The sequence below is a fragment of the Amycolatopsis sp. cg13 genome (assembly GCF_041346965.1).
Lineage (GTDB): Bacteria > Actinomycetota > Actinomycetes > Mycobacteriales > Pseudonocardiaceae > Amycolatopsis.
In genome coordinates this window covers 6600751-6622332 of sequence record NZ_CP166848.1, presented here as the reverse complement: position 1 = coordinate 6622332, position 21582 = coordinate 6600751, and the positions used below count along the sequence as shown (strand labels likewise).

Genomic DNA, 21582 nt, shown 5'->3' with positions numbered 1-21582 from the left:
CACGATTTATGCCTGATTCACGCCGCGATGTCCCGCCGAATCCGGAAACCATCGTAAGGCGCGAGGCGGAAGCCCCGGACAATCCGGACCGGTTGCGCGCACACGCGCACTGTGGTCGTCAAGCGAAGAAGGGAACCTTGCCGGAATCGCAATTCCCGGCGAGGTTCCCTTCTCGAATGGACTAGAGCGTCAGCCTTTGACGAGTTCGGCCCACTCCCGCACGGCCGCCGGGTCCACCGGAGCGTCCCAACCGGACGGACGCACCGCGCCGCCCACGTGGAATCCGCGCACGCCGCCCGCTCGCAGCAAATGCACCTGCTGCGCCCGCAAACCGCCGCCGACCAACAGGGCCGGGCCGTCGGTGCGCCGCGCGAGCTGCTGCAGTACCGACAGTCCACTCGCGACACCGTTCGCGTGGCCGGCCGCCAGCACGGTGTCGCAGCCGAGCTCGGCCAGCACGTCGTACGCGGCGATGGGGTTGCGCGAACGGTCGATGGCGCGGTGGAACGTCCACGGCCGCCCGTCGATCTCCTTCAGCAGCACGCGGCACGCCTCGGCGTCGACTTCGCCGTCCTCGGTCAAGAAGCCGAACACGAACTCCCGCGCCCCCGCGGACACCAGCCGGGCCGCCGAAGCGCGCACCTCGTCGATCGCGCGGGCGTCGAAAGTGTTCTCCGCGCGCAGCATCACGCGCACCGGCAAATCAGTGGCCGCGAGCACCTCGCGCACCGTCGCCTCGCTCGGGGTGAGCCCGTCGCTGGCCATGTCGGCGACCAGTTCGAGCCGGTCCGCTCCGCCCTCCTGCGCCCGCTCCGCGTCCGGCGCGCCCAGCGCGATCACTTCCAGCAGGGCGGTGTTCGAACTCATGCCTCATCCGTTTCGATCCAGTGGCGGGGTGTCTTCCCCCCTGGCGTGCCTGCCGCGCCGGAAGCCGCCTTGCAGGCTCGTCATCCGGGCGCGCACCGCGTCGGGGGAAAGCGAGAGTATCGGCCGCTGCTCGCCGGTCGCGGCGGGGCCGCCCGCCACGTCGGCGACCCGCAGGAACGGCCAGGTGTCCTCGGCCCCGTCCTCTTGTTCCAGCTGCTCGGGCGACGGCCACTCCGGCTGTTCCGCGGGCGACGGCCATTCCGGGGCGGCCTCGTCCGGGTCGTCGGTCGGGAACTCCGGCGGTGCTTCGTAGGCGTGCTTCGCTGCCTGGTAGTCCGGCTCGAACGCGGGCACCTCAGGCATCGGCGCGACCACGCGCGGCTCCGGCGCCACCGGCTCCTCCACTGGTGCCGAGAGGTCGAACCAGCGCGACAGCACGTCGCGATAAGCCGGCATCCGGTCCGTCGGCGCGTCGATCTCCAGATGCGACCGCGCCGACTCGACCGGCCACGACGGCGCTTCCTCGACCACCGGCGCGCGGCGCAGCGGACCGGCGTCGTCGAGGGTCGGCGCGACCAGCTCGGCGGGCTCCTCCGGCTCTTCGACCGGCGTCAACGGCGCGAGCGGGGCCAGCAGCTCCGGCTCCGGGGCGGGTTCCGGTTCGACCGGCGCGGGCGGCTGCGGCAGCGGCGGGGCCTCGGTGATCAACGCCGCCGGGACGACGACCGTCGCGGTGAGACCGCGGCCTTCCGCCGGGCTCAGCTTCACCCCGATGGCGTGCCGTTCGGCCAGCGTCGCGACCACGAACAGCCCCATCCGGCGCGACACCTCGACGTCGACCTCCGGCGGATGAGCCAGCCGCGCGTTGGTGCGGTCGATCTCCGCCTGCGGCATGCCCGCGCCGCGGTCGGTGATCTCGATCCGCCACGCCCCGTCCGGCGTTCGCGCGCTCTCGACGGTGACCGCCGCCTGCGGCCCGGAGTACCGGGTGGCGTTCTCCAGCAGCTCGGACACCACGTGCACCAGGTCGTTCACCGCGTCGCCGCGCACCGCGAGCGCCGGGGCCGGGCCGACCTCGATCCGCTGGTAATCCTCCACTTCGGACAGTGCGGCCCCGATGATCTCGTCGGCGACCACCGGTCCGGTGTCCTCGCGCACCAGGTCGGTGCCGGACAGCACCAGCAGGTTCTCGCTGTTGCGCCGCATCCGGGTGGCGAGGTGGTCCAGTTCGAACAGCCCGCCGAGGGTGTCCGGGTCCTGTTCGCCCGCCTCCATCCGGTCGAGCACGGACAGCTGCCGCTCCACCAGGTCCTGGCTGCGCTGCGACAGGTTGACGAACATCGCGTTCACGTTCTCGCGCAGCATCGCCTGCTCGGCGGCCAGCCGGACCGCCTCGCCGTGCACCGCGTCGAACGCGCGCGCGACCTGGCCGACTTCCTCGCGGGTGAAGATCGGCACCGGCGCGACCGCCGCCCGGTGCCGCAGGTTTTCCGGTGCCGGATCGGGCTCGGTGAGCAGCCGCTGCACGGCCTCGGGCAGCCGGTGGTCGGCGACCTCCAGCGCGGTGCGGCGCAGGATCCGCAACGGCCGCAGCAGCGAGCGCGCGATCACCACCGACAGGACACCGGCGACCAACAGGACGCCGATGACGATTCCGCCGTCCCAGATCGTCGAGGCGCGGGCGCTGGCGGCACGCGCGTCCGTTTTCTCCTGGAGCTGGACGAGCAGCGCCTGCTGGACCTGGTGGGCGAGATTGACCGTGTACGTCGACGCGGTGTCCCACCGGTCCGCGTCCAGGCCGGACAGCGGCTGGTTGTTCTCCGTGCGCGTGAGCGCCGACTCGACCATGTCGTTGCCGATGTCGACGACGATGCCGATCACCGTGTCCGAGTACATCCGCTGCTCGTCCGGAGTGGCGAAGGTGCGGTAGTCGCTGCGCGCGGCGGCCAGCTCGGCTTCCGCGCCGAGCAACGCGCGCGTCCGGTCCCGGTTGAGCGTGCCCTGCGCGATCGCCTCGGACATGACCGCGCGCTTGACCGACATCTGGTCCTTGATCCGCGCGAGCGCGTTCCCGGCCAGCCGCAGCCGCGCCAGGTCGGGTTCGGTGACGTCGGCCGCCGCGGTGTCGCTGATGTCGAGCAGACCGGAGATCAGCTCGCTGTAGGAGCGCAGCACCGCGTCGGCCGGATACGCCGAGTGTTCGGCCGAGTACCGAAGGCCGCCCAGCACTCGGAGCCGGTCGTCGCTCTGCTGCAGATCGCCCGCCGCGGCATCGTCGAGCCGCGATTTGCTGTCGGCGAGCGACCGTTCGAACGCCCCGATCGCCAGGTCGACCCTGGTGCGCTGGCCGACGAGGACGTCGGTGGCCCCCTTCCGGTCGCCCGCGACGAACCGGACGGTGACGTCGCGTTCCCGCTGGAGCTGGTGCACGACCTCGGCGACCGTCGTGTCGACCCGGCAGCGGGCGGCGAACTCGGCGAGCTGGCGGGCGTCGCGCAGGTCGCTGTTGACTCGCAGGCCGACCAGCACGACCACGGCGAGCGCGGGGATCAGCAGGACGGCGAAGAGCTTGGTGCGCAGCCGCCAGTTCCGCAGCCGCCAGCCGCCGCCGACCGGGCGCGAGGCAGCCGGATCCGTCGCGTCACCCGAACGGGGACGGTCGTCGCGACGGGTCACCTGTGCTTCCTTTTCCGCCGCGGGAACCTCTGCCCACGGACCTCCTCGGGCTACGGCCGGAAACTACCAAGCGGTAGCTTCCGGCGAAAAGATCGGGAAGCCACCCTGGCGGGGGCACAGCCCTGCGGGCGATCGTATGGGCAGCGGCCCATACGATCCAGCACGAGGCAGAGATTCTCCCGGCAGGGGATGGCGAGTGAAAGCGACCGGTCTGAGGTTTGCGCTGGTGGCGACGTTGTTCGCACTCAGCGGCTGCTCCATGTTCGGATCCAGTGACTCCGGGCAAGCGCAACCGCCGGAACGCGCGACGCTGCGGGTCGGCGTCGCGAGCCCGATCGACACCGCCCCGCTGCGCATCGCCGTCGCGGCCGGAAAGTTCCGCCAGGCCGGGTTGAATGTCCAACTGGTGGAACTCGGCGACAGCGACGGCGTGGAAAAACTGAAAGCCGGACAGGTCGATGTGACGTTCGGCAGCGACGTGTCCCTGTTCCGCGCCGCGGGATCAGGCACCGCGCTGCAACTGCAAGGCGAGGCGTACACCTTCGGCCGCACGACCATCGCGCTCGTCACGCTGCCCGGTTCCGACTACACCGAACCGACCGCGAAGAAGTCGCCGACGATCGCCGTGGACTCCCCCGACGACATCGGCGCGCTCACCGCGCGGGCCGTCCTCGGCACGGCGGGCGTCGACAAATCGAAGATCCAATTCACGACCCGGCCGTTCGCGCAGATGCCCGCCGCGCTGCAGTCCGGGGACGCGGACGCGGCGCTGATGGTCGAGCCGTACATCACCCGCGCGGAGAAGGAGCTGGGCGCGCAGGTCCTCGCCGACGGCTCGACCGGCGCGACGCTGGACTTCCCGGCGTCGGGCTACGCCGCGACCGGCCAGTTCGCCGCGGCGAACCCGCGCACGCTGACCGCGTTCCGGAACGTCCTCACCCAGGCCCAGCTCGCCGCGTCCGATTCGGCGAAGGTGCGCGACGCGCTGCCGACGTTCTCCGACATCGACCAGACGACCGCCGCGCTGATCTCGCTCGGCAGCTACCCGACCACGCTGTCGGCGACCCGGCTGCAGCGCGTGGCCGACCTCATGCACAGCTCCGGGCAGCTGGCCAACCGGCTGGACGTGGCGGCGATGCTGCCCAACGCCTTGTGAGTGTTGATCACGGTTCTAACCGCGATTGCCGCGCACGAGGGCGTCAGATGCTCGCGCCGGTCGGCTGCAGGCAGATCGTGCGCACCGGCGGCCCCGCGTAGACCAGCGACAGGTCCTTGTCGCCGCAGCTGGACGCCTTCCGCTCGCCGTCGTGCACGACCGCGCGCGCTTCCGCCTTGGGGTCGTCGCAGGCGACCTTGCCGACCTTCGATTCGTCCGAAACGTCGCGCACGCATTCGCCGGACGCGACGTTCAGCGCGAGGCACAGCGTCTGGGTCGGCCTGCCGCTGGTGCGGGACGACGACGAGTACAGCTCGAACCGCACGTAGTCCTCGCCGCTGCACGAGGCGCGGCCCTTGACGACAGTGTCGACGCGATAGGTGGCGGCCTGCTCGGAGCAGTCCGCGCCGGTGTAGGTCTGCGTCTCCGAGCCGAACGACGAGAGGTACAGGCAGCTGCCCGCGACCGGCGGTCCCGCCGAACGCGCGATCGCGGCGAACCCGAACGCGCCGAGCGTCCCGAGCCCGAGCGCAACGACGACGAGCCCGGCGAACAGCGCTTTCTGCTTGCCCGACACCCGTTTCGGGCCGCCCTGGACCGCTTGCGGCGGGGGCGCCTGGTACGGGTTCGCGGCCGGCGGCACGCCGAACGGTGGTGTGGTCACTGGGTCCCCTCCCGCGGCTTCGTCCCGTCATCTTGGCATCCCCGGGCCGCGGTCCGGGAGGGAACGTATAAAGGAGAGGTGACTGATGGCCCCCTGATCGTCCAGTCCGACAAAACCGTGCTGCTCGAGGTCGACAATCCGCGTGCCGGCGACGCGCGGATCGCCATCGCGCCGTTCGCCGAACTGGAACGAGCGCCCGAGCACGTGCACACCTACCGGATCACGCCGCTCGCGTTGTGGAACGCGCGCGCCGCCGGGCACGACGCGGAACAGGTGGTGGACGCGCTCACCACGTATTCGCGCTTCCCGGTGCCGCAGCCGCTCCTGATCGACGTCGTGGACGTGATGGGCCGGTTCGGGCGGCTGCAGATTGCCAACCACCCCGCGCACGGCCTCGTCATGACCACGACCGACCGCGCGGTGCTGGAAGAGGTCTCGCGCAACAAGAAGATCAGCCCGATGCTGGGCTCGCGGATCGACGACGACACGGTGATCGTGCACCCGTCCGAACGCGGGCGGCTCAAGCAGGCGCTGCTGAAGGTCGGCTGGCCCGCCGAGGACCTCGCCGGGTACGTGGACGGCGAAGCGCACCCGATCGACCTCGCCGAGGACGACTGGCACCTGCGCGACTACCAGCGGCAGGCGGCGGAGGCGTTCTGGGCGGGCGGTTCCGGCGTCGTCGTGCTGCCGTGCGGCGCGGGCAAGACGCTGGTCGGCGCGGCCGCGATGGCGCACGCCAAGGCGACCACGCTGATCCTGGTCACCAACACCGTCGCCGGGCGGCAGTGGAAGCGCGAACTGGTCGCGCGCACGTCGCTCACCGAGGACGAGATCGGCGAGTACTCCGGGGAGAAGAAGGAGATCCGCCCGGTCACCATCGCGACGTACCAGGTGGTCACGCGCAAGACCAAGGGCGAGTACAAGCACCTCGACCTGTTCGATTCGCGTGACTGGGGCCTGGTCGTCTACGACGAGGTGCACCTGCTGCCCGCGCCGGTGTTCCGGATGACGGCGGACCTGCAGTCGCGGCGCCGCCTCGGGCTCACCGCCACGCTGGTGCGCGAGGACGGCCGCGAGGGCGACGTGTTCTCGCTGATCGGCCCGAAGCGGTACGACGTGCCGTGGCGCGACATCGAGGCGCAGGGCTGGATCGCGCCAGCGGAATGCACCGAGGTGCGGGTGACGCTGACCGAGAACGAACGTCTGCAGTACGCCACCGCGGACGCCGACGAGCGGTACAAGCTCGCGGCGACGGCGATGACGAAGATCCCGGTGATCCGGTCCATTGTGGACAAACATGCCGGCGAGCCGACGCTGGTGATCGGCGCCTACCTCGACCAGCTCGAGATGCTGGGCGCGGAACTGGAGGCCCCGGTGATCCAGGGCGCGACGCGGAACAAGGAGCGGGAGGAGCTGTTCGACAAGTTCCGCCGCGGCGAACTGCGCACGCTGGTGGTGTCGAAGGTGGCGAACTTCTCGATCGACCTGCCGGAAGCGTCGGTGGCGATCCAGGTGTCGGGCACGTTCGGCTCGCGGCAGGAGGAGGCGCAACGCCTCGGCCGGCTGTTGCGTCCCAAGGGCGACGGACGGCAGGCGCACTTCTATTCGATCGTCTCGCGGGACACAGTGGACACTGAGTACGCCGCACACCGGCAGCGGTTCCTCGCCGAGCAGGGGTACGCGTACCACATCGTCGACGCGGAGGATTTGCGCCGACCGCTGTGATTTACGAACCGAGGTAACGGAGAACGGCCAGCACGCGTCGGCTGTAACCCTTCGCTTGCGGGAGGTCGAGCTTGTCGAAAATCGCGTTCACGTGCTTCTCCACGGCGCTCTGCGAGACGTACAGCAGCATGGCGATGCTCGCGTTCGTGTGGCCCTGCGCCATTTTCTCCAGCACGTCGCGCTCGCGCGGGGTCAGCCGGGCGAGCGCGTCCTCGTGCGAGGTGCGGGCGACCAGCCTGCGCACCACCTCCGGGTCGAAGGCCGCACCACCGGCGCCGACCCGGTCCAGTGCGTCGAGGAAGTCGCCGACCTGCGCTACGCGGTCTTTGAGGAGGTAGCCGACACTGCCGCCGTCGCCGCCTATGAGCTTGGCCGCGTAACGTTTCTCGACATACTGGGACAGCACCAGCACACCGGTTTCCGGCCAACGTTCACGGATTTCGAGGGCGGCACGCAGCCCTTCGTCGGTGTGGGTCGGCGGCATGCGGACATCCGTGACGACCACGTCGGGCTGGTGTTCCGCAGTCGCTTCGAGGAGCTTCTCGCCATCGCCGACTGCGGCGACTACCTCGTGTCCTTCCTCCGCCAGCAGCCTTACGAGGCCTTCTCTGAGCAACGTCGCGTCCTCAGCCAGGATCACTCGCACGGCAACGTCACCCGCACCGTGGTCCCACTTTCCGGGCTCTGCAAGGAAAATTCGCCGTCCATCGCCGCCACTCGCCTTGCCAGCCCGGACAATCCGCCACTCTCGCTCATTTTTGCGCCGCCACAACCGTCGTCAGTTATCTCAGCGACGATCCTGGTTTCTTCCCTATGGACGTCGATAGTGACCTTATTTGCGCTGGCATGTTTGGCCGCATTGGTGACCGATTCGGACGCCACGAAGTAGACCACTGTCGCCATCTCCGGCGAGGGCTCGTCGAGCGCGTAACGAAGGTCGACCGGGATCGTGGCGCGTTCGGCCAGGGACTCCAGCGCGGCCTCAAGACCGCTTTCGTCGAGCGCGATCGGGTACACGCGCCAGCTCACCTCTCGGAGTTCGCGCAACGCTTCCTGCGATTCCTCGTGCGCCTGCCGGACCAGCTCAGCCGCCCTCTCCGCGTCGCCAGCCCGCCGCGCGCGGCCGAGCAGCACTCCGAGCGCCACCAGCCGTTGCTGGACCCCGTCGTGCAAATCCCGCTCGATACGCCGACGTTCGCCGTTGACCGCCTCGACCACTTCGCTCCGGGTCGTCGCCAGCTCGGACACCCGGCGTCGCAACAGTTCCTGACTGCTGGGCCCGAAGAACCGCCTCGCCAGCCTCCGATCGAGTGCGGCTGCCCCGATCAACCCTTGTCCACAAAGGAATACCGCGATCGCGCCGAGTGCCAGAATCGGAAGCCAGTCCAGCAACGTCCCGTCCGGGGTTCCGCCAGGCGCCCGGCCGGTGACCAGTTGGGCGAAATAGAGCGCGCCAGCCACTGCGCCCGCGCCGATGCACACCCACACGCCCAGCGCGAGAAGCCCGGTGAGACTGCGCGGAACGAGGTACTGCAGGGCTCGGCGGCCGTCGTAGTCGTCGCCGTTGCTGGCGTCGAAGAATCGCTGCAGACGGGCGCGCTCGACTTCGGCGAGCCTGCGAGCGCCGCGAAGCACCTTCGGCCGTGCCGCGGGGATGGCGAGGAGCGGTGCGGAGAGGACCACGTACGGCACCTCGATGAGCGCCGTCAGGGCACCTAGGCCGACGCCCGCCGTCCGGCGCAGCATTCGCGGTCTGTTCACGTTGATCAGGCTAGCCAGGCCGATGGGAGCGGAGTACTGCGGTTTTCCGCATTTCTCCGGGTGGCCGACAGCAATGTGTTGCGCCCCTTGCCTTTCTACCTTCGACAACGTCACATTCGAAGTGAAAGGACTCCCGTGAACCTCTTGCTCGCCGCCCCCGCCGAACCCCTCACCGGACTCGCGGGCTGGGCCGTCGGCCTCATGGACTCCCTCGGCGGCATCGGCGCCGCGATCGTCGTCGGCCTGGACAACCTCTTCCCGCCGATCCCCAGCGAACTCGTCCTCCCGCTAGCCGGCTTCTCCGCGAGCCGCGGCACCTTCAGCCTCGCCGGAGCCCTCTTCTGGACGACCTTGGGCTCGCTCGCCGGAGCCGTGATCGTCTACTGGCTAGGCGCTCTGCTCGGCCGCGACCGCTGCCGGGCCCTGCTCAGCCGCCTGCCGCTGATGAACGCGACCGACTTCGACCGGACCGAAGCGTGGTTCACCCGCCACGGCGGCAAGGCGGTGTTCCTAGGCCGGATGGTGCCGATCTTCCGCAGCCTGATCTCGCTGCCCGCAGGCGTCGAACGCATGCCGTTCGGCCGCTTCCTGCTGCTCACGACGGCGGGCAGCCTGCTGTGGAACACAGCGTTCGTCGTGGCCGGCTACCTGCTCGGGGAGAGCTGGTCGCTGGTGGACCGCTATGCGTCGGTGTTCCAGTACGTCGTGCTGGCCGCGGTGGCGATCGCGATCGGCCTGTTCGTGGCGGTCCGGGTGCGCCGCGTCTCCCGGAGCTGACTCTTTCTTCCCCTGGCACCGGGCGAGCCAGGAGGCGGCACCAACCGTCACGGCTCCTGGCGCTCGCCGGGCAGGTGCGCGAGTTTCGAGTGATGTTCGCGCAATAGCGCGGGATGCAACCGGGTCGCCGCTCCCGCGCGGTAAAGAGTGGCGCGGCGGCCCCCTTCGCTGGCCGCCTTGCCGCCGGTCGGGACGAGAAACCCGTCGGCGCGGGTGACCTTCCGGTGAAAATTCGACGAGTCCAGTTCGGCGCCCCACACCGTCTCGTAGACCTCCCGCAGCTGCGTGACGGTGAACTCCGGCGGGCAGAACGTCGTCGCGAGGGTGGTGTGGGACAGCATGTCCCTGGCGTGCTCGACCGCGTCGGACAAGATCCGGTGGTGGTCGAACGCGAGCACCGCCGGATCCCCCAGCAGGCCCTCGACCGGTTCCCAGCGGGCAGCGCGGGCGTCACCGCCGGCGGTCGGGATCGGCAGATCCGGCATCAGTGCCACATAGGCGACGGAGACGACCCGGCCGCGCGGGTCCCGATCAGGACCGCCGTAACTGCGGAATTGCCGGACGTGCAAGCGCTCGGCGTCCAGCCCGGTCTCCTCCGCCAGTTCCCGCTGCGCGGCCTCGTCGAGGTTCTCGCCGTCCTCCAGAAACCCGCCCGGCAACGCGAGGCGGCCGAGGAACGGCGGCTTGGCGCGCTCGACCACCAGCACCTGCAAAGCCTGCTCGCGCACCGTCAGCACGATCATGTCGACCGCTACCGCTGACCCGAACCTGTTCTTCGTGCTCACGAACCCACGATACCTTCCAGTCACCTTGACCAAAAGTGCGGCGCTCCGCTACCGTGCTAGCAGCGGACAGTACTTGTCATGGTGACCTTAATGGGACGCGGCCGCCAGTCCGTGCGATGTGCCAGCGATGGGCGTGACCATCCCGCGGGAGGACGGATCCATGAAGATCTTGTGCACCGTACGAACTCTTGCCTCGCTCATGCTCTGGTCGGCCGGGATCGGCTTCACCCTCGGCCTCGTCGTCAGCCAGCTCGTGCCCGCTTGAGGCGACCCGGGACGGGAGCCGAACACGGCTATCCCGGCCAGGGCGAGCTGCCGGAACCGCGCAGTATCGGCGGATGCATGAGCCGTGCACCACCAGGCCGGTAGAGCGCGGCGGGCCGCCCGCCGTCACGCTTGGTCTGCTCGCCTGTCGCCACCAGGAAGCCGTCGACACCGGTGACCTTGCGGTGGAAGTTGCGCGGGTCGAGCTTGTGTCCCCAAACCGTTTCGTACACGTGGCGCAGCTCGCTGATGGTGAATGGGGATGCGCAGAACGCGGCGCCGATCGTGGTGTATTCCAGCTTGCCGCGAGCGCGTTCGACGGCGTCGGCGATAATCTCCCGATGGTCGAACGCCGTGGCCACCTCGTTGTCGAGCACGGCGGCAACCGGTGTCCAGCTCGCGGCGCGCGCGTCTCCGCCTGGCACGGGCAACGGGAGATTCGGCACCACGGCGAGATAACAGACAGTCAAGACGCGGCCGCGTGGATCCCGGTCAGGCGCGCCGTACGTGCGCATCTGCTCCAGGTGCAGCGAATGCGACTCGAGCCCGGTTTCCTCGGCGAGTTCACGCGCGGCGGCGACGTCGAGATCCTCTTCCCGCGACGCGAGGAATCCGCCAGGCAGGGCAAGCATGCCCCGGAAAGGCTTGATCGCGCGTTCGACCAGCAGGATCTGCAGCTTGCCGTCGCGAACGGTGAGGACGGCCAGGTCAACGGCCACCGCCACCCGGGGAATCTGCCAGGACATGGTCGAACCTTAACTTCTCGTCAGCTTGACGACAAATGCCCGGACCTCTACTCTCGTCCGATATCGTCAACCTGACGGAAAGGGGTCTCCTCCGAGCCCGCTTCTCGGCCAGCACGTTCGCGAAGCGACTGCGCGCACAACGCGCATTCCCGGACCCCAGGTCAGCCGTCAGACAACCGGCTGTCAGAGCAGATACGCGTCGCCGGCGCGAAACACGCCTCGGCACCGTGTCCGGCGCTCTCCCGACTCCGCCAATTCCCGATCTTGGTGAGTAAACACAGTGACCCATTCGACGCCTACCGTCGTTGTCCTGACCGCTATTCCAGTCGAGCAAAAATCGATGCTCGAAACCATGGTCGCGGTCCGGCAGGAGATCCATTCCGCCGGAACGATCTTCCGCCTCGGCCGCCTGCTGGACAGTCCGTGGCGGGTGGTGCTGGCCCGCACCGGTCAGGGGAACCAGATGGCCGCGGTCATCGCCGAACGCGCGATTTCGCACTACCGGCCAGACCTGGTGATGATGGTCGGGGTGGCAGGCGGGCTGCACACAGACCTCTCGCTCGGCGATGTCGTGGTGGCCGAAAAGGTCTATGCCGTGCACGGCGGCAAGGTGGATCCCACGGGATTCCGGGCCCGTCCGTGGTCATGGGCCCCGGGCCACGGTCTCGCCCAGCGAGCAGAACTTGTCGCCAGCGAGAACACCTGGCAGAACACGCTCCCTGACCGGCCCGAGGCGAAGGCTTTCGTCCGGCCGATCGCGTCGGGCGAAGTCGTGCTGGACTCGCTCGATTCGCCGTACGCGCAACAAATCAAGACGCACTACAGCGACGCCGCCGCAGTGGAAATGGAGGGTGCCGGAGTCGCGCTCGCCAGCCACCTCAACGCATCGGTGCCGGTCGTCGTCGTGCGAGGCATCAGCGACCACGCCGACGGCCGCAAGGAACATGCCGACCAGGCCGGCGGGCAGCAGCGGGCCGCACGCAACGCGGCGGCATTCGCCGTGGCGCTGCTCGCCGCACTCAATCCGCGCGGGCGCTCACTGCGCGACCAGCTGCTGCACGGGACTGCCGAGGAGCGAATCGCGGCAGTCCGGCAACTGCACGGCCGCGGCAATCCGAACGTAGTCCCATTGCTCGTGGAGGGTTTCTACGCAACTTCGGATCACGAGGTGAGCTGCCACATCATCCGCGCGCTGGGCGAATCGGGAACCGCGCCCGCCAAAACCGCTCTATTACAGCTGAATCCCCGCTACGCCATCGAACGACTCTTGATCGTGGACGCTCTCGGCATGCCGGGGGAACAATCAGAAGGAGACGAATTCCCGTGGGACGACGACAGTGGCCGCTAGGGCTGGCAACAGTCGTACTGACGACAGCTTGTGCCGGATGCAGCTCCCCGGCCGCGGATCCGAGTGCCGGTGAAGCCGCTTGCGTTCGCGACAAGACGCCGTACTCGGTGAATTCCGACAGGTACGCGAGCGTCGGAAAACTCACCAGTTCCAACGGCACCAGCCGACCTTTCGTCATTGTTCTCGACGAACAACACGCGTCGCGAGTCGGGCAAGTCGAGATCGCCATGATGCTCAACCGCCTCTACCAGCAGGACCACCTGCGCCGTCTCGCGCTCGAGGGCACGATCGTGGAGAAGAAGGCGCCGGACGCCAGGTGGTTCACGTCCAAACCGGACGCCGGGGTCCGGACGGCCGTCGCCTTGCAACTGCTCCGGGAGGGCGAGGTGAGCGCGGCCGACTTCGCGGCGATGGTGCTGCCCGGGTTCACCGAGCAGCCGATCGAGAAGGCCGACCAGTACGGCGTCGACCTGTCGGACAAGGGCAACCAGTCGTTCACCGGATACCTCGTCGCCATTGCCGCGACGACCATGACGTCCGTCCAGAACATCAGGGCGAACGAACTGCTCGAGCAGAAAAAGGACGACGAAGCCATCAAGTTCATCGTCGGCACCAACCCGTGGACCAATGAGCGGTACCAGATGCTCAACCGCCTCACGCCGGTCGCGACCAATGAGGAAATGCAGCGCCTCACCGACGAGCTGGAGCAGAAGGCAACCGAGGTGAACGCCGACGTCACGAACTATCGCGCCGACCTCCAGGAGGCCCGGAAGTTCTTCGGCATCACGGTACAGCGCAGCAACGCGATGGCCGAGAACACAATGAAATTCGCCGCCGACAGCGTGGGCGAGTGCGCGCCGATCGCCATGGACGTCGGCGCGGCCCACACCGGCGAAGTCACGAATTTCTTCCGCGGCAAGAACATGTCCTACGCGGCGGTGTCGCCGGCGTCGCTGTCGACGAATGCCAACAGCGGTGCCATCACCATGGATGCCCTTCACCGCAAGGCCGCCGGCAAATCCGTCGACCCAGCCGGCGGCCTCGGGTCCTTCATCGACGGCAGGCACAAGCCGCCGCCCGTCATCAACCAGGACTGGCTCGAGGCCAAGGCTGACGTCGCATACGCCGCGATCGTCCTCGCCAGGGCGGCCGGCAGCGGCATGCAGCCCCCGTTCGGCCTGGACCAGGGCAAACTCGGCCTGGGCGGCGACGCCGTACCACCGGGCATCACCATCGACCTGCCCAGCATTCAGCTCGTGCCGCGCGACGACAAGTCGGGAACCGACGTGCTCTTCAAGGTCACCATGGTGAAGCACAACCTCACCATGTGGATGAAAGCCGGCGTCGTCGCGAAGCCGGCCGATCTGTCCGGCCAGCAGAGTCTGGAGCAAGCGCTCAGGAACATGCGAGACGAGCTCGCCAAGCAGGCCACACCCGAGGACGATCCGAAGGAACCGGCGAAGGTCGTCGCCCTGAGCGGCGACGTCCACGTCGTCGTCGGGAAGAACAAGGATGACGTCGCATCCACGAAAATGGACTGACGGTGTCCAGCCGGACGCTCGCACAGTGAGCTGATCCCGGCGGAGCGCCGCCCGCAAGCCGGTGGCCGACCACGCTGGTCGGCCACCGGCGCCTGCCGCCTCGGCACCCAGCAAGGACCAGAAACCCTCCGGTCTTCGCGCCGAACAGACCTTCCGGCCGTGTGGCGCCCTTCTTCTCCCCGCCGCACACTCGGCACCCCTCAGCTTCTCGTCGTCCAGCACGACATCGCCCGACCGCGAACCGGCCCGTCCGACCAGCCGAAACCCCCAGGCACACCCAGCTGACTCGGCGTTCGGCATCGGATGCCAGCTGCCGCCCGATGCCAGCCTCCGCCTGTCACAGCACTCGAACGGATGAGCGACCGGGTCCTGGAAATTGTCAGTGATTCGAACTACTGTTCGATGTGCAGGCACCGAACACCAGTTCGAGGGGAAGCTCATGACGATCGCACCGTTCCGCCCCGGCGTCGGGGCACCGCCGGTCCAGACCTTGCCGCCAGGGCGCTGGCACGGGCGCATCTGGGTGTCGGAGGAGCCGCTCGCGCGGCCGCAGCGGTACTTGAGCTGTGTCGCCGAGTTCGAGCGCTCCGGGCTGTGGCCCGTGCTGATCCCGCCCGACCAGCGCTTCACCGCCCGCGGCGAAGACTGGCTGGACGACCGCGGCCGCCTCGCCCCCGCCGGCCACCGCGTCGGCAACGCCGACCCAGCGGAGGTCCTGGCCCGCTGGTGGGACGGCTCTTGCTGCGACGGAGCCTGCCTTCGCCCGTTCGGCACCCGCTTCCCCGGGTTGGCGAAACGCTCGCACCGCCGCTCAGACCCGCTGGCCGAAGCAGGCAACACCGGCTCGATCCTGGCCGCCCGCACGCCCCACCGGCTGGGTCTGGTGCAAGCCGACCGTCCGGCCGACGTTCCCGCTCTCATCGGCTGGACGGGAATGATCAAGTCGACAGATCAGGTCGCGGAACTGTCGGCAGTCCTGCGCAGCTGGGAAGACCGCTTCGGCGCGACCTTGGTGACGCTCGGCTTCGACACGCTGGAACTGTCGGTGTCCGCCCCACCGCGCACCCTCGCCCGGGCACTGACGGTGGCCGCCGAGCACCGGGCGTTCAGCCTCCCGACGTATCTCGCGCAGCCGGGGAACCTGCGGGAGTACGCGAGTTCTCTGGTGCAGAGCCGCCGGTGGAGGTTCTCGTGGGCTTGAGGAAGTGAGCGATCGGGGTGGCCGGGCGGGCGCCCTGGAGCATCGGGGCGGGGATCGCCGAACCATGACTGGCCTGTCCGAACCGGTCGGACCAGCCGGGAAGAACGCGATCGCCTCTGGCCGGGCGACTGGGCGACTGGGCGACTGGGCGACTGGGACGAGCGTGCACTTGCCTCAGGAGCCCGGCAGATTCGACGAGCCACCGCAACAGGCAAGACTCAGCTCGCCGAGCAGGAGAAGCGATGCCCGTCGCGCTCCTGCCGCCCACCATGCCGCCCCACCCCCGCCACTCCGCCCTACCCCAGCGCCGCCATTCGCATTCTCGCCTCGCACCGCCCGTTCGCGCCCCATCTCCGCACCACTCCTCGGACTCCGCTCATCGCGCCGAGGCAACCCTCGTTCTCACTTCCCTGCCACGGCAAACGGTCACCATCCCGCCCATTCGCCTTCTCACCGTCCCCTCCGCGTCCCGTCCCGACGGCCAGGCAACGGAGTCAACCCCATGAGACCCACGTCCCTTCGCTCAGGACGCATGTCCCAATCCTTAGCCCACCTGTCCGGAAAACGGCCGCGCGGACGGGTTTACCGCAACCGTCCGCACGGGAACCCTCGGCGGCGAAAGGCGGTGAGCGAGATCGGCCAGATCCGAGTGGGCACGTCCGGTTGGCGATACCCGCCGTGGCGTGGCGCGTTCTACCCCTCCGGCCTGCCGCAGCGGCGCGAGCTCGAGTACCTCTCCCGCCGGACGAACGCCGTCGAGATCAACGGATCCTTCTACTCACTGCAGCGTCCCGAGCGATACCGCGGCTGGCACGCCGAAACCCCGGCCGGATTCCTGTTCGCGGTCAAGGGCGGCCGGTTCATCACCCATCTCAAGCAGCTGCGCGACGTCGAAACCGCGCTCGCCAACTTCTACGCCTCGGGCGTCCTCGCGCTCGCCGGCAAACTGGGCCCGTTCCTCTGGCAACTCCCGCCACGGCTGGCCTTCGACCCCGATCGAGTCTCCGCGTTCCTCGGCCAGCTCCCGCGCACCACCAGCGAAGCCGCCGCGCTCGGGGTGAAGCACGACGACAAGCTCAAGTCCGAAGCCTTCCTGGAATCAGAACCCGATCGACCAGTCCGGCACGCGCTCGAAGTGCGCCACCCGAGCTTCACCACAACCGAAGCGATGGACGTGCTCAAGAAACACCGAGTCGCACTGGTGACCGCCGACGCCGCCGCGCCGTGGCCGTACCGGGAGGACCAGACCACTGACTTCAGTTATGTTCGGTTGCACGGCTCGGAAGACCTCTACACCAGCAATTACTCCGACTCGGCCCTGCGCGCCTGGGCAGCGAAGATCACCGAATGGCACGACGGCGGCCGCCGGGACGTGCACGTTTACTTCGACAACGACAGCAAAGTCGCCGCCCCGCACAATGCCGTCGCGCTGACCCGCCTGCTCGGCCTCCCCGCCGAAACCGACCCGGCACAGTGAGCGGACAGTGAGCGCACTTCGATTGGGTGGTGATACGGGCCGCCGGTGGTCTACGTGCTGCCGCTGGGGGTCGGCACGCGGACCACCGCGCCCCGCTGCTTTCCGGTGCCCAGCAGAGGAACCGTTCCGCCGAACGGCCGAAGCTGTCCGCGCACCAAGCCGACCAGGCTCGCTTGCCCGTGTCGGGATGGTCCAACCAATCCCGCTCCGCAGCAGCACAGCCGCGTCAACACCTTGCTGAGGCCGCCACTGCACCTGGACCCGGCCCGCGCCGGAATGATCCAGCCGAACTGCTCGCAACCAGCGGCCCAAGCCACCACGATGTCGCCGCACCTTCCGCCGCGACAAACCGCATCCGTATTATCCAGCTGAACCGCTCGCCATCAGCGACCCAAGCCACCGCGGTCTCGCTGCGCCCTCTGCCGCAGCAAACCCCCAACCGCACCCGGATGATCCAGCCGCACCGCAAGCAACCAGCAGCCCAGCCCGCCACGATGTCGCCGCGCCTCCTGCCGCGGCAACCGCGAACCACATCCGCATTGGTCCAGCCGCACCGCAAGCAACCAGCAGCCCAAACCACGACGTCGCCACGCCCTGCCGCAGCAAACCCCGAACCGCACCCGGATGACCCAGCCGCACCGTAAACAACCAGCAGCCCAAACCACGACGTCGCCACGCCCTGCCGCAGCAAACCCCGAACCACATCCGCATGACCCAGCCGCACCGCAAGCAATTAGCCGTCCCGCGCTCCGGTGATGCGGCCGAAATTACCTCCGCACCAACCCGGCCAACTGCGCCCGTACCTGGTCCGCGTCCGGGTGATCCAGCCTCGTCAACAACCGAACCGCACGCAGCCAGCAGTCCCGTGCGGCAGCGGTTCGGCCGTAGCGCAGATGCGCCGCCCCCAGTTCCGACAGGACGTCCGCGGCCTCATATTCCTCGTCCATCGCGAAGAACATGTCGACCGCTTCCGACAGGCACTCGATGCCCTCCACGTGCCGGCCCAGGCCCAGCAGTGCGCGGGCGCGGGCGGCCAGCGAGAAACGGCCCTGTGGCAGGTCGTCCGGCGGGACCAAGGCCAGCGCCTCGTCCGCGAGCGACAGCGCTTGCGGGTAGTCGCCCATAATCGCGCACAGGTCGCCCAAAGCGCGCAGAACGTTCGCCTCCACCGAGGTGAAACCCAGTTCCCGCGTGATTTCCAGCGAACGCAGGCCATGCCGGTAAGCCTCTGGGAAATCCTCGATGCTCTGCGCGGTCATCGCCAGGTTGTAACGCGCCCGCGCCTCCCCTGGCAGTGAGCCCAGTTCCAACTGCACGGCCAGCGCCTGCTCCAGATATTCGCGCGCCAGTACGTAGTTCCGGGCGACGCCTTCGATCACGCCTAGTCCATTAAGGATCGCCGCTTCGCCGGGGCGTTCGCCGGAATTTCGCGCTGCCCGCAGGCCGATCTCGAAGACGTAGCGCCATTCGTCCACCCGGGCGCGGCCGGCGAAATAGGTGAACAGCGACCAGGCCAGCCGCCAGCATTGCGCGTATCGGCCGATCCGGAACGACCACTGGATCACCGAGATCAGGTTCCCGTGTTCTTCGCTGAACCAGGCCAAAGCACGGTGGAAGTCCGAGAACTCCTGTGCGCCAGCCTCGGCAACCGGTCCGATTTCATCCATCAGCTGGTTCGGGCGCATCGCCAAACCCGCGTTCCGTGCCGACGCGATGAACCAGTCGAGCAACCGCGAACTGGCCTCCGCGCGCTCGTCGGCGGTGTCCTCCTGCTCCGACAATTCGTTCGCATAGGCCCGAATCAAGTCGTGGAACTGGTACCGGCCCGGTTTCGGCTGGATGAGCAGGTGAGTCGAGACGAGGGTGTCGAGAGCGCCGCGAGTTTCCTTTTCGGACCGTCCGCTGAGTGCGACTGCCATGCCCAGCGACAAATCCGGACCGGCTGACAGCGCCAGCAATCGCAGCAGCCGGGCCGCGGCCGGGCACAGAACCCGGTAGGAGTAAGAGAAAACTGTGCGGATGTTGGTCTCGTCGCCGTCGCCCAGGTCGAAGGTGCTTAAGCGGCCTGCGTCCGAGGGCAAAGCTGCTGCGAACTCGTCCAGCGGCAGCCGAGGGAACTGGGCCGCGCGGACGGCGAGGATTCGGATCGCCAGCGGAAGCCCGCCGCAATACTGCACGAATCGACCAGCTGCGACCGGGTCCTCATGCACCCGTTCGACTCCGATGGCGGACGCGAGAAGCTCCACCGCCTCTTCGCTGTCCAATTCGGACAGAGCGATCCGGCGGGCGCCGTGTGTCGCGACCAAGCCGCGCAGTTGCCAGCGGCTCGTCACTACGACTAGGCATCCGGGGCCAGGCAGCAGGGAACGTACTTGTTCGGTGCTGTTCGCGTTGTCCAGCACTACCAATAGCCGGCGGCCGGTGGTGTAAGTGCGCCAAGTGGCCGCGCGTTCGTCCAAACCGGACGGGATCCGGTCGGCGGGGACGCCCAGCGCGATGAGCATCGTTTCCAGCGCGGCGATCGGCGACACCGGTGCGCCCGGGCCGTAACCGCGCAGGTCCAGAAACACCTGGCCGCCGGTGAAACGATCGGCGATCTGGTGTGCGAAGTGGACAGACAGGGTCGTTTTCCCTTGTCCGCCCATGCCTTCCACTGATGCGATCGGCGTGGAGGTTCCGTCGTCTAGAGCTTCCGGCAATAACGCGCGGAGGGCTTTCAAGTCTGCCGCTCGACCGGCGAAAGCGCCGAGGTCGGCCGGAAGCTGGTGCGGCACATGGGGTTCCAGAGGAGTCCGGAATCGCGCGCCCTCGTCGCCGCCCAGTACTAACCGGTGTGCGCGCTGCAGTCCGGCACCAGGGTCCAGGCCCAGTTCTTCGGCGAGCAGTCCGCTGATGCGCCGGTAGACGTCCAGCGCCTCAGCCTGCCGTCCGGAGCGGAGCAGCGCGTACATCAGCTGCTCGTGCGGCCGTTCGCGCAGCGGATGTTCGCGCGTCAGACGCTCCAGCTCAGGCACAACGGTGTCGTACTCGCCGACGGTCACCAGCGTCTCGGCCCACAGCTCGCGCACCCGCGTGCGTTCCTCCGCGAGCTGTCCGACCTCGTCCCGGTGCAGCGCGTCCGACTCCACGTTCTGCAGCGCCGAGCCCCGCCACTGTCCCAGTGCGTCCTCGAAGTACCCCGCCGCGCGCCGGTGCTCGCCTCGCTCCGCGGCACTGCGGCCGCGCGCCGCGAACTGCCGGAACCTGCCGAGGTCCACCGCGTTTTCGTCGACTTCCAACAGGTAGCCGCCGCGTTCGGTGCGGATCGCCGCGCCGTCGCCGAGCGCTCGGCGCAGCCGCAGGACATACGTCTGCAGCGCGCCTTTCGACCGCCGCTGGTCGTCGCCCCACAGCCAGTGGCTGAGCACGTCGACCGACACCAGCCGATTCGCCCGCAGCAGGAGTCCGGCGAGCACGATCAGCGGGCGGCTGCCGCCCAGCGGCACCACCTGGTCCCCGGCCAGCACCTCGGCCGGGCCGAGCACCCGGAAGTCGAGGCCGTCCACACGTTCCATTGTGGCGTTGAGACGGCCCCTGCGGCACCTCGGTTCCCGTCACCGCGGCGATGGCATGATCGGCAGTCATGCAGGTTTACGCGCTCCCGCTGCACACCCGGTTCCGGGACATCACCGTCCGTGAAGGACTGTTGCTCCGCGGCCCCGCCGGCTGGGGAGAGTTCTGCCCGTTCGCTGACTATTCGGACACCGAGAGCGCGCCCTGGCTCGCCGCCGCGCTCGAAGCGAGCGAAGAAGGCTGGCCCGCGCCGGTCCGCGACCGTATTGAGGTGAACACGACAGTCCCGATTGTGTCGCCGGAACGCGCGCACGAACTGGTCCGTACCTCTGGCTGCCGCACGGCGAAGGTCAAGGTCGCCGACAAACGCGCGACGCTCGCCGAGGACTGCGCGCGCATCGAAGCGGTGCGCGACGCCCTGGGTCCCTCCGGCGCGATCCGGGTCGACGCCAACACCGCGTGGGATGTCGACACCGCCGTGCACGCGCTCGGCGAACTGGATCGCGCGGCCGGTGGACTGGAGTACGCCGAACAGCCCTGCCCCACGATCGACGACCTGGCCGCCGTCCGGCGTCGCGTGTCGGTGCGGATCGCGGCCGACGAATCGATCCGCCGCGCGGAAGATCCGCTGAAGGTCGCCGTCGCCGGGGCCGCCGACATCGCCGTGCTCAAGGTCGCGCCGCTCGGCGGAGTCCGCCGGGCGCTGGAGGTCGCGGAGGCTTGCGGGCTGCCGTGCGTGGTGTCGTCGGCAGTGGAGACCAGCGTCGGGCTGGCCGCCGGGCTCGCGCTCGCCGGGGCGTTGCCGGAGCTGGACTTCGCCTGCGGACTCGGCACGATGTCGTTGCTGCGCGGGGATGTCTGCTCCGAAACACTGTCCCCTGTGGACGGTTATCTGCCGGTGCTGCGACAGGCCCCGGAACCCGACGCGTACGCCGGGTTCGCCGCGTCGCCCGAGGTGGCAGCGGCGTGGCTGGACCGGTTCGAGCGGGTCCGCCGGATCAACGGGTAAGGGAGACTTCAGGGTCGCGGCCCCGGGGCTATC

At 68.8% G+C, this 21582-nt stretch carries 16 protein-coding genes; 8 read left to right on the top strand and 8 right to left on the bottom strand.

Features of this window, described 5'->3' with window-relative positions; genetic code table 11:
• Positions 1-189: 189 nt before the first annotated feature.
• Positions 190-867 carry a copper homeostasis protein CutC gene (locus tag AB5I40_RS30970; protein ID WP_370933774.1) on the bottom strand — a complete coding sequence of 226 codons (678 nt, stop codon included), beginning with the start codon at positions 865-867 and terminating at the stop codon, positions 190-192.
• A 3-nt stretch (positions 868-870) separates the two neighbouring features.
• Positions 871-3543, bottom strand: a complete 2673-nt coding sequence (locus AB5I40_RS30965) for a nitrate- and nitrite sensing domain-containing protein (RefSeq protein ID WP_370933773.1) — start codon at positions 3541-3543, stop codon at positions 871-873.
• A gap of 259 nt (positions 3544-3802) precedes the next feature.
• Between AB5I40_RS30965 and AB5I40_RS30960 the strand changes: the two genes are divergently transcribed.
• Positions 3803-4699 (top strand): ABC transporter substrate-binding protein, encoded by an 897-nt coding sequence (locus AB5I40_RS30960; protein ID WP_370940643.1) that lies wholly within the window; start codon positions 3803-3805, stop codon positions 4697-4699.
• A gap of 43 nt (positions 4700-4742) precedes the next feature.
• Here AB5I40_RS30960 and AB5I40_RS30955 read toward each other — a convergent pair whose 3' ends face one another.
• Positions 4743-5363 carry a hypothetical protein gene (locus tag AB5I40_RS30955; protein WP_370933772.1) on the bottom strand — a complete coding sequence of 207 codons (621 nt, stop codon included), beginning with the start codon at positions 5361-5363 and terminating at the stop codon, positions 4743-4745.
• Between the two features lie 78 nt (positions 5364-5441).
• On the opposite strand from AB5I40_RS30955, the gene AB5I40_RS30950 reads away from it, so the two are divergent.
• The gene (locus AB5I40_RS30950) at positions 5442-7088 is read left to right on the top strand and encodes a DNA repair helicase XPB (protein WP_370933771.1); all 1647 of its coding nucleotides are present in this window, start codon (positions 5442-5444) and stop codon (positions 7086-7088) included.
• A 1-nt stretch (position 7089) separates the two neighbouring features.
• Here the strand turns inward: AB5I40_RS30950 and AB5I40_RS30945 are convergent, their stop codons facing one another.
• Complete coding sequence (locus tag AB5I40_RS30945) at positions 7090-7734, bottom strand: response regulator (RefSeq protein WP_370933770.1); 645 nt, start codon at positions 7732-7734, stop codon at positions 7090-7092.
• On the bottom strand, positions 7725-8849 hold the full coding sequence (locus tag AB5I40_RS30940) for a histidine kinase (RefSeq protein ID WP_370933769.1): 1125 nt from the start codon (positions 8847-8849) through the stop codon (positions 7725-7727). Before AB5I40_RS30940 ends, AB5I40_RS30945 begins: the two co-directional genes overlap by 10 nt.
• A 135-nt stretch (positions 8850-8984) precedes the next feature.
• Here AB5I40_RS30940 and AB5I40_RS30935 point away from each other — a divergent pair, with 135 nt between their 5' ends.
• Positions 8985-9626 (top strand): DedA family protein, encoded by a 642-nt coding sequence (locus AB5I40_RS30935; protein WP_370933768.1) that lies wholly within the window; start codon positions 8985-8987, stop codon positions 9624-9626.
• Between the two features lie 47 nt (positions 9627-9673).
• On the opposite strand, the gene AB5I40_RS30930 is transcribed toward AB5I40_RS30935, so the two are convergent.
• The gene (locus AB5I40_RS30930; protein WP_370940642.1) at positions 9674-10369 is read right to left on the bottom strand and encodes an NUDIX domain-containing protein; all 696 of its coding nucleotides are present in this window, start codon (positions 10367-10369) and stop codon (positions 9674-9676) included.
• A 335-nt stretch (positions 10370-10704) separates the two neighbouring features.
• Positions 10705-11421, bottom strand: coding sequence for an NUDIX domain-containing protein (locus AB5I40_RS30925; protein ID WP_370933767.1), 717 nt, complete (start codon positions 11419-11421; stop codon positions 10705-10707).
• Positions 11422-11701: 280 nt separating this feature from the next.
• On the opposite strand from AB5I40_RS30925, the gene AB5I40_RS30920 reads away from it, so the two are divergent.
• The 4 genes from AB5I40_RS30920 (at position 11702) to AB5I40_RS30905 (ending at position 16988) form a co-directional block, all read left to right on the top strand.
• On the top strand, positions 11702-12769 hold the full coding sequence (locus AB5I40_RS30920; RefSeq protein WP_370933766.1) for a HEAT repeat domain-containing protein: 1068 nt from the start codon (positions 11702-11704) through the stop codon (positions 12767-12769).
• A gap of 386 nt (positions 12770-13155) precedes the next feature.
• Positions 13156-14310, top strand: coding sequence for a hypothetical protein (locus tag AB5I40_RS30915; RefSeq protein ID WP_370933765.1), 1155 nt, complete (start codon positions 13156-13158; stop codon positions 14308-14310).
• 439 nt (positions 14311-14749) lie between these two features.
• Complete coding sequence (locus AB5I40_RS30910; RefSeq protein ID WP_370933764.1) at positions 14750-15511, top strand: DUF4253 domain-containing protein; 762 nt, start codon at positions 14750-14752, stop codon at positions 15509-15511.
• A gap of 625 nt (positions 15512-16136) precedes the next feature.
• A complete protein-coding gene (locus AB5I40_RS30905) occupies positions 16137-16988 on the top strand; it encodes a DUF72 domain-containing protein (RefSeq protein WP_370933763.1) in 852 nt (283 codons plus the stop codon).
• 767 nt (positions 16989-17755) lie between these two features.
• Here AB5I40_RS30905 and AB5I40_RS30900 read toward each other — a convergent pair.
• On the bottom strand, positions 17756-20542 hold the full coding sequence (locus tag AB5I40_RS30900) for a BTAD domain-containing putative transcriptional regulator (protein WP_370933762.1): 2787 nt from the start codon (positions 20540-20542) through the stop codon (positions 17756-17758).
• A gap of 68 nt (positions 20543-20610) precedes the next feature.
• On the opposite strand from AB5I40_RS30900, the gene AB5I40_RS30895 reads away from it, so the two are divergent.
• Positions 20611-21549 (top strand): o-succinylbenzoate synthase, encoded by a 939-nt coding sequence (locus AB5I40_RS30895; protein ID WP_370933761.1) that lies wholly within the window; start codon positions 20611-20613, stop codon positions 21547-21549.
• Positions 21550-21582: the final 33 nt, after the last annotated feature.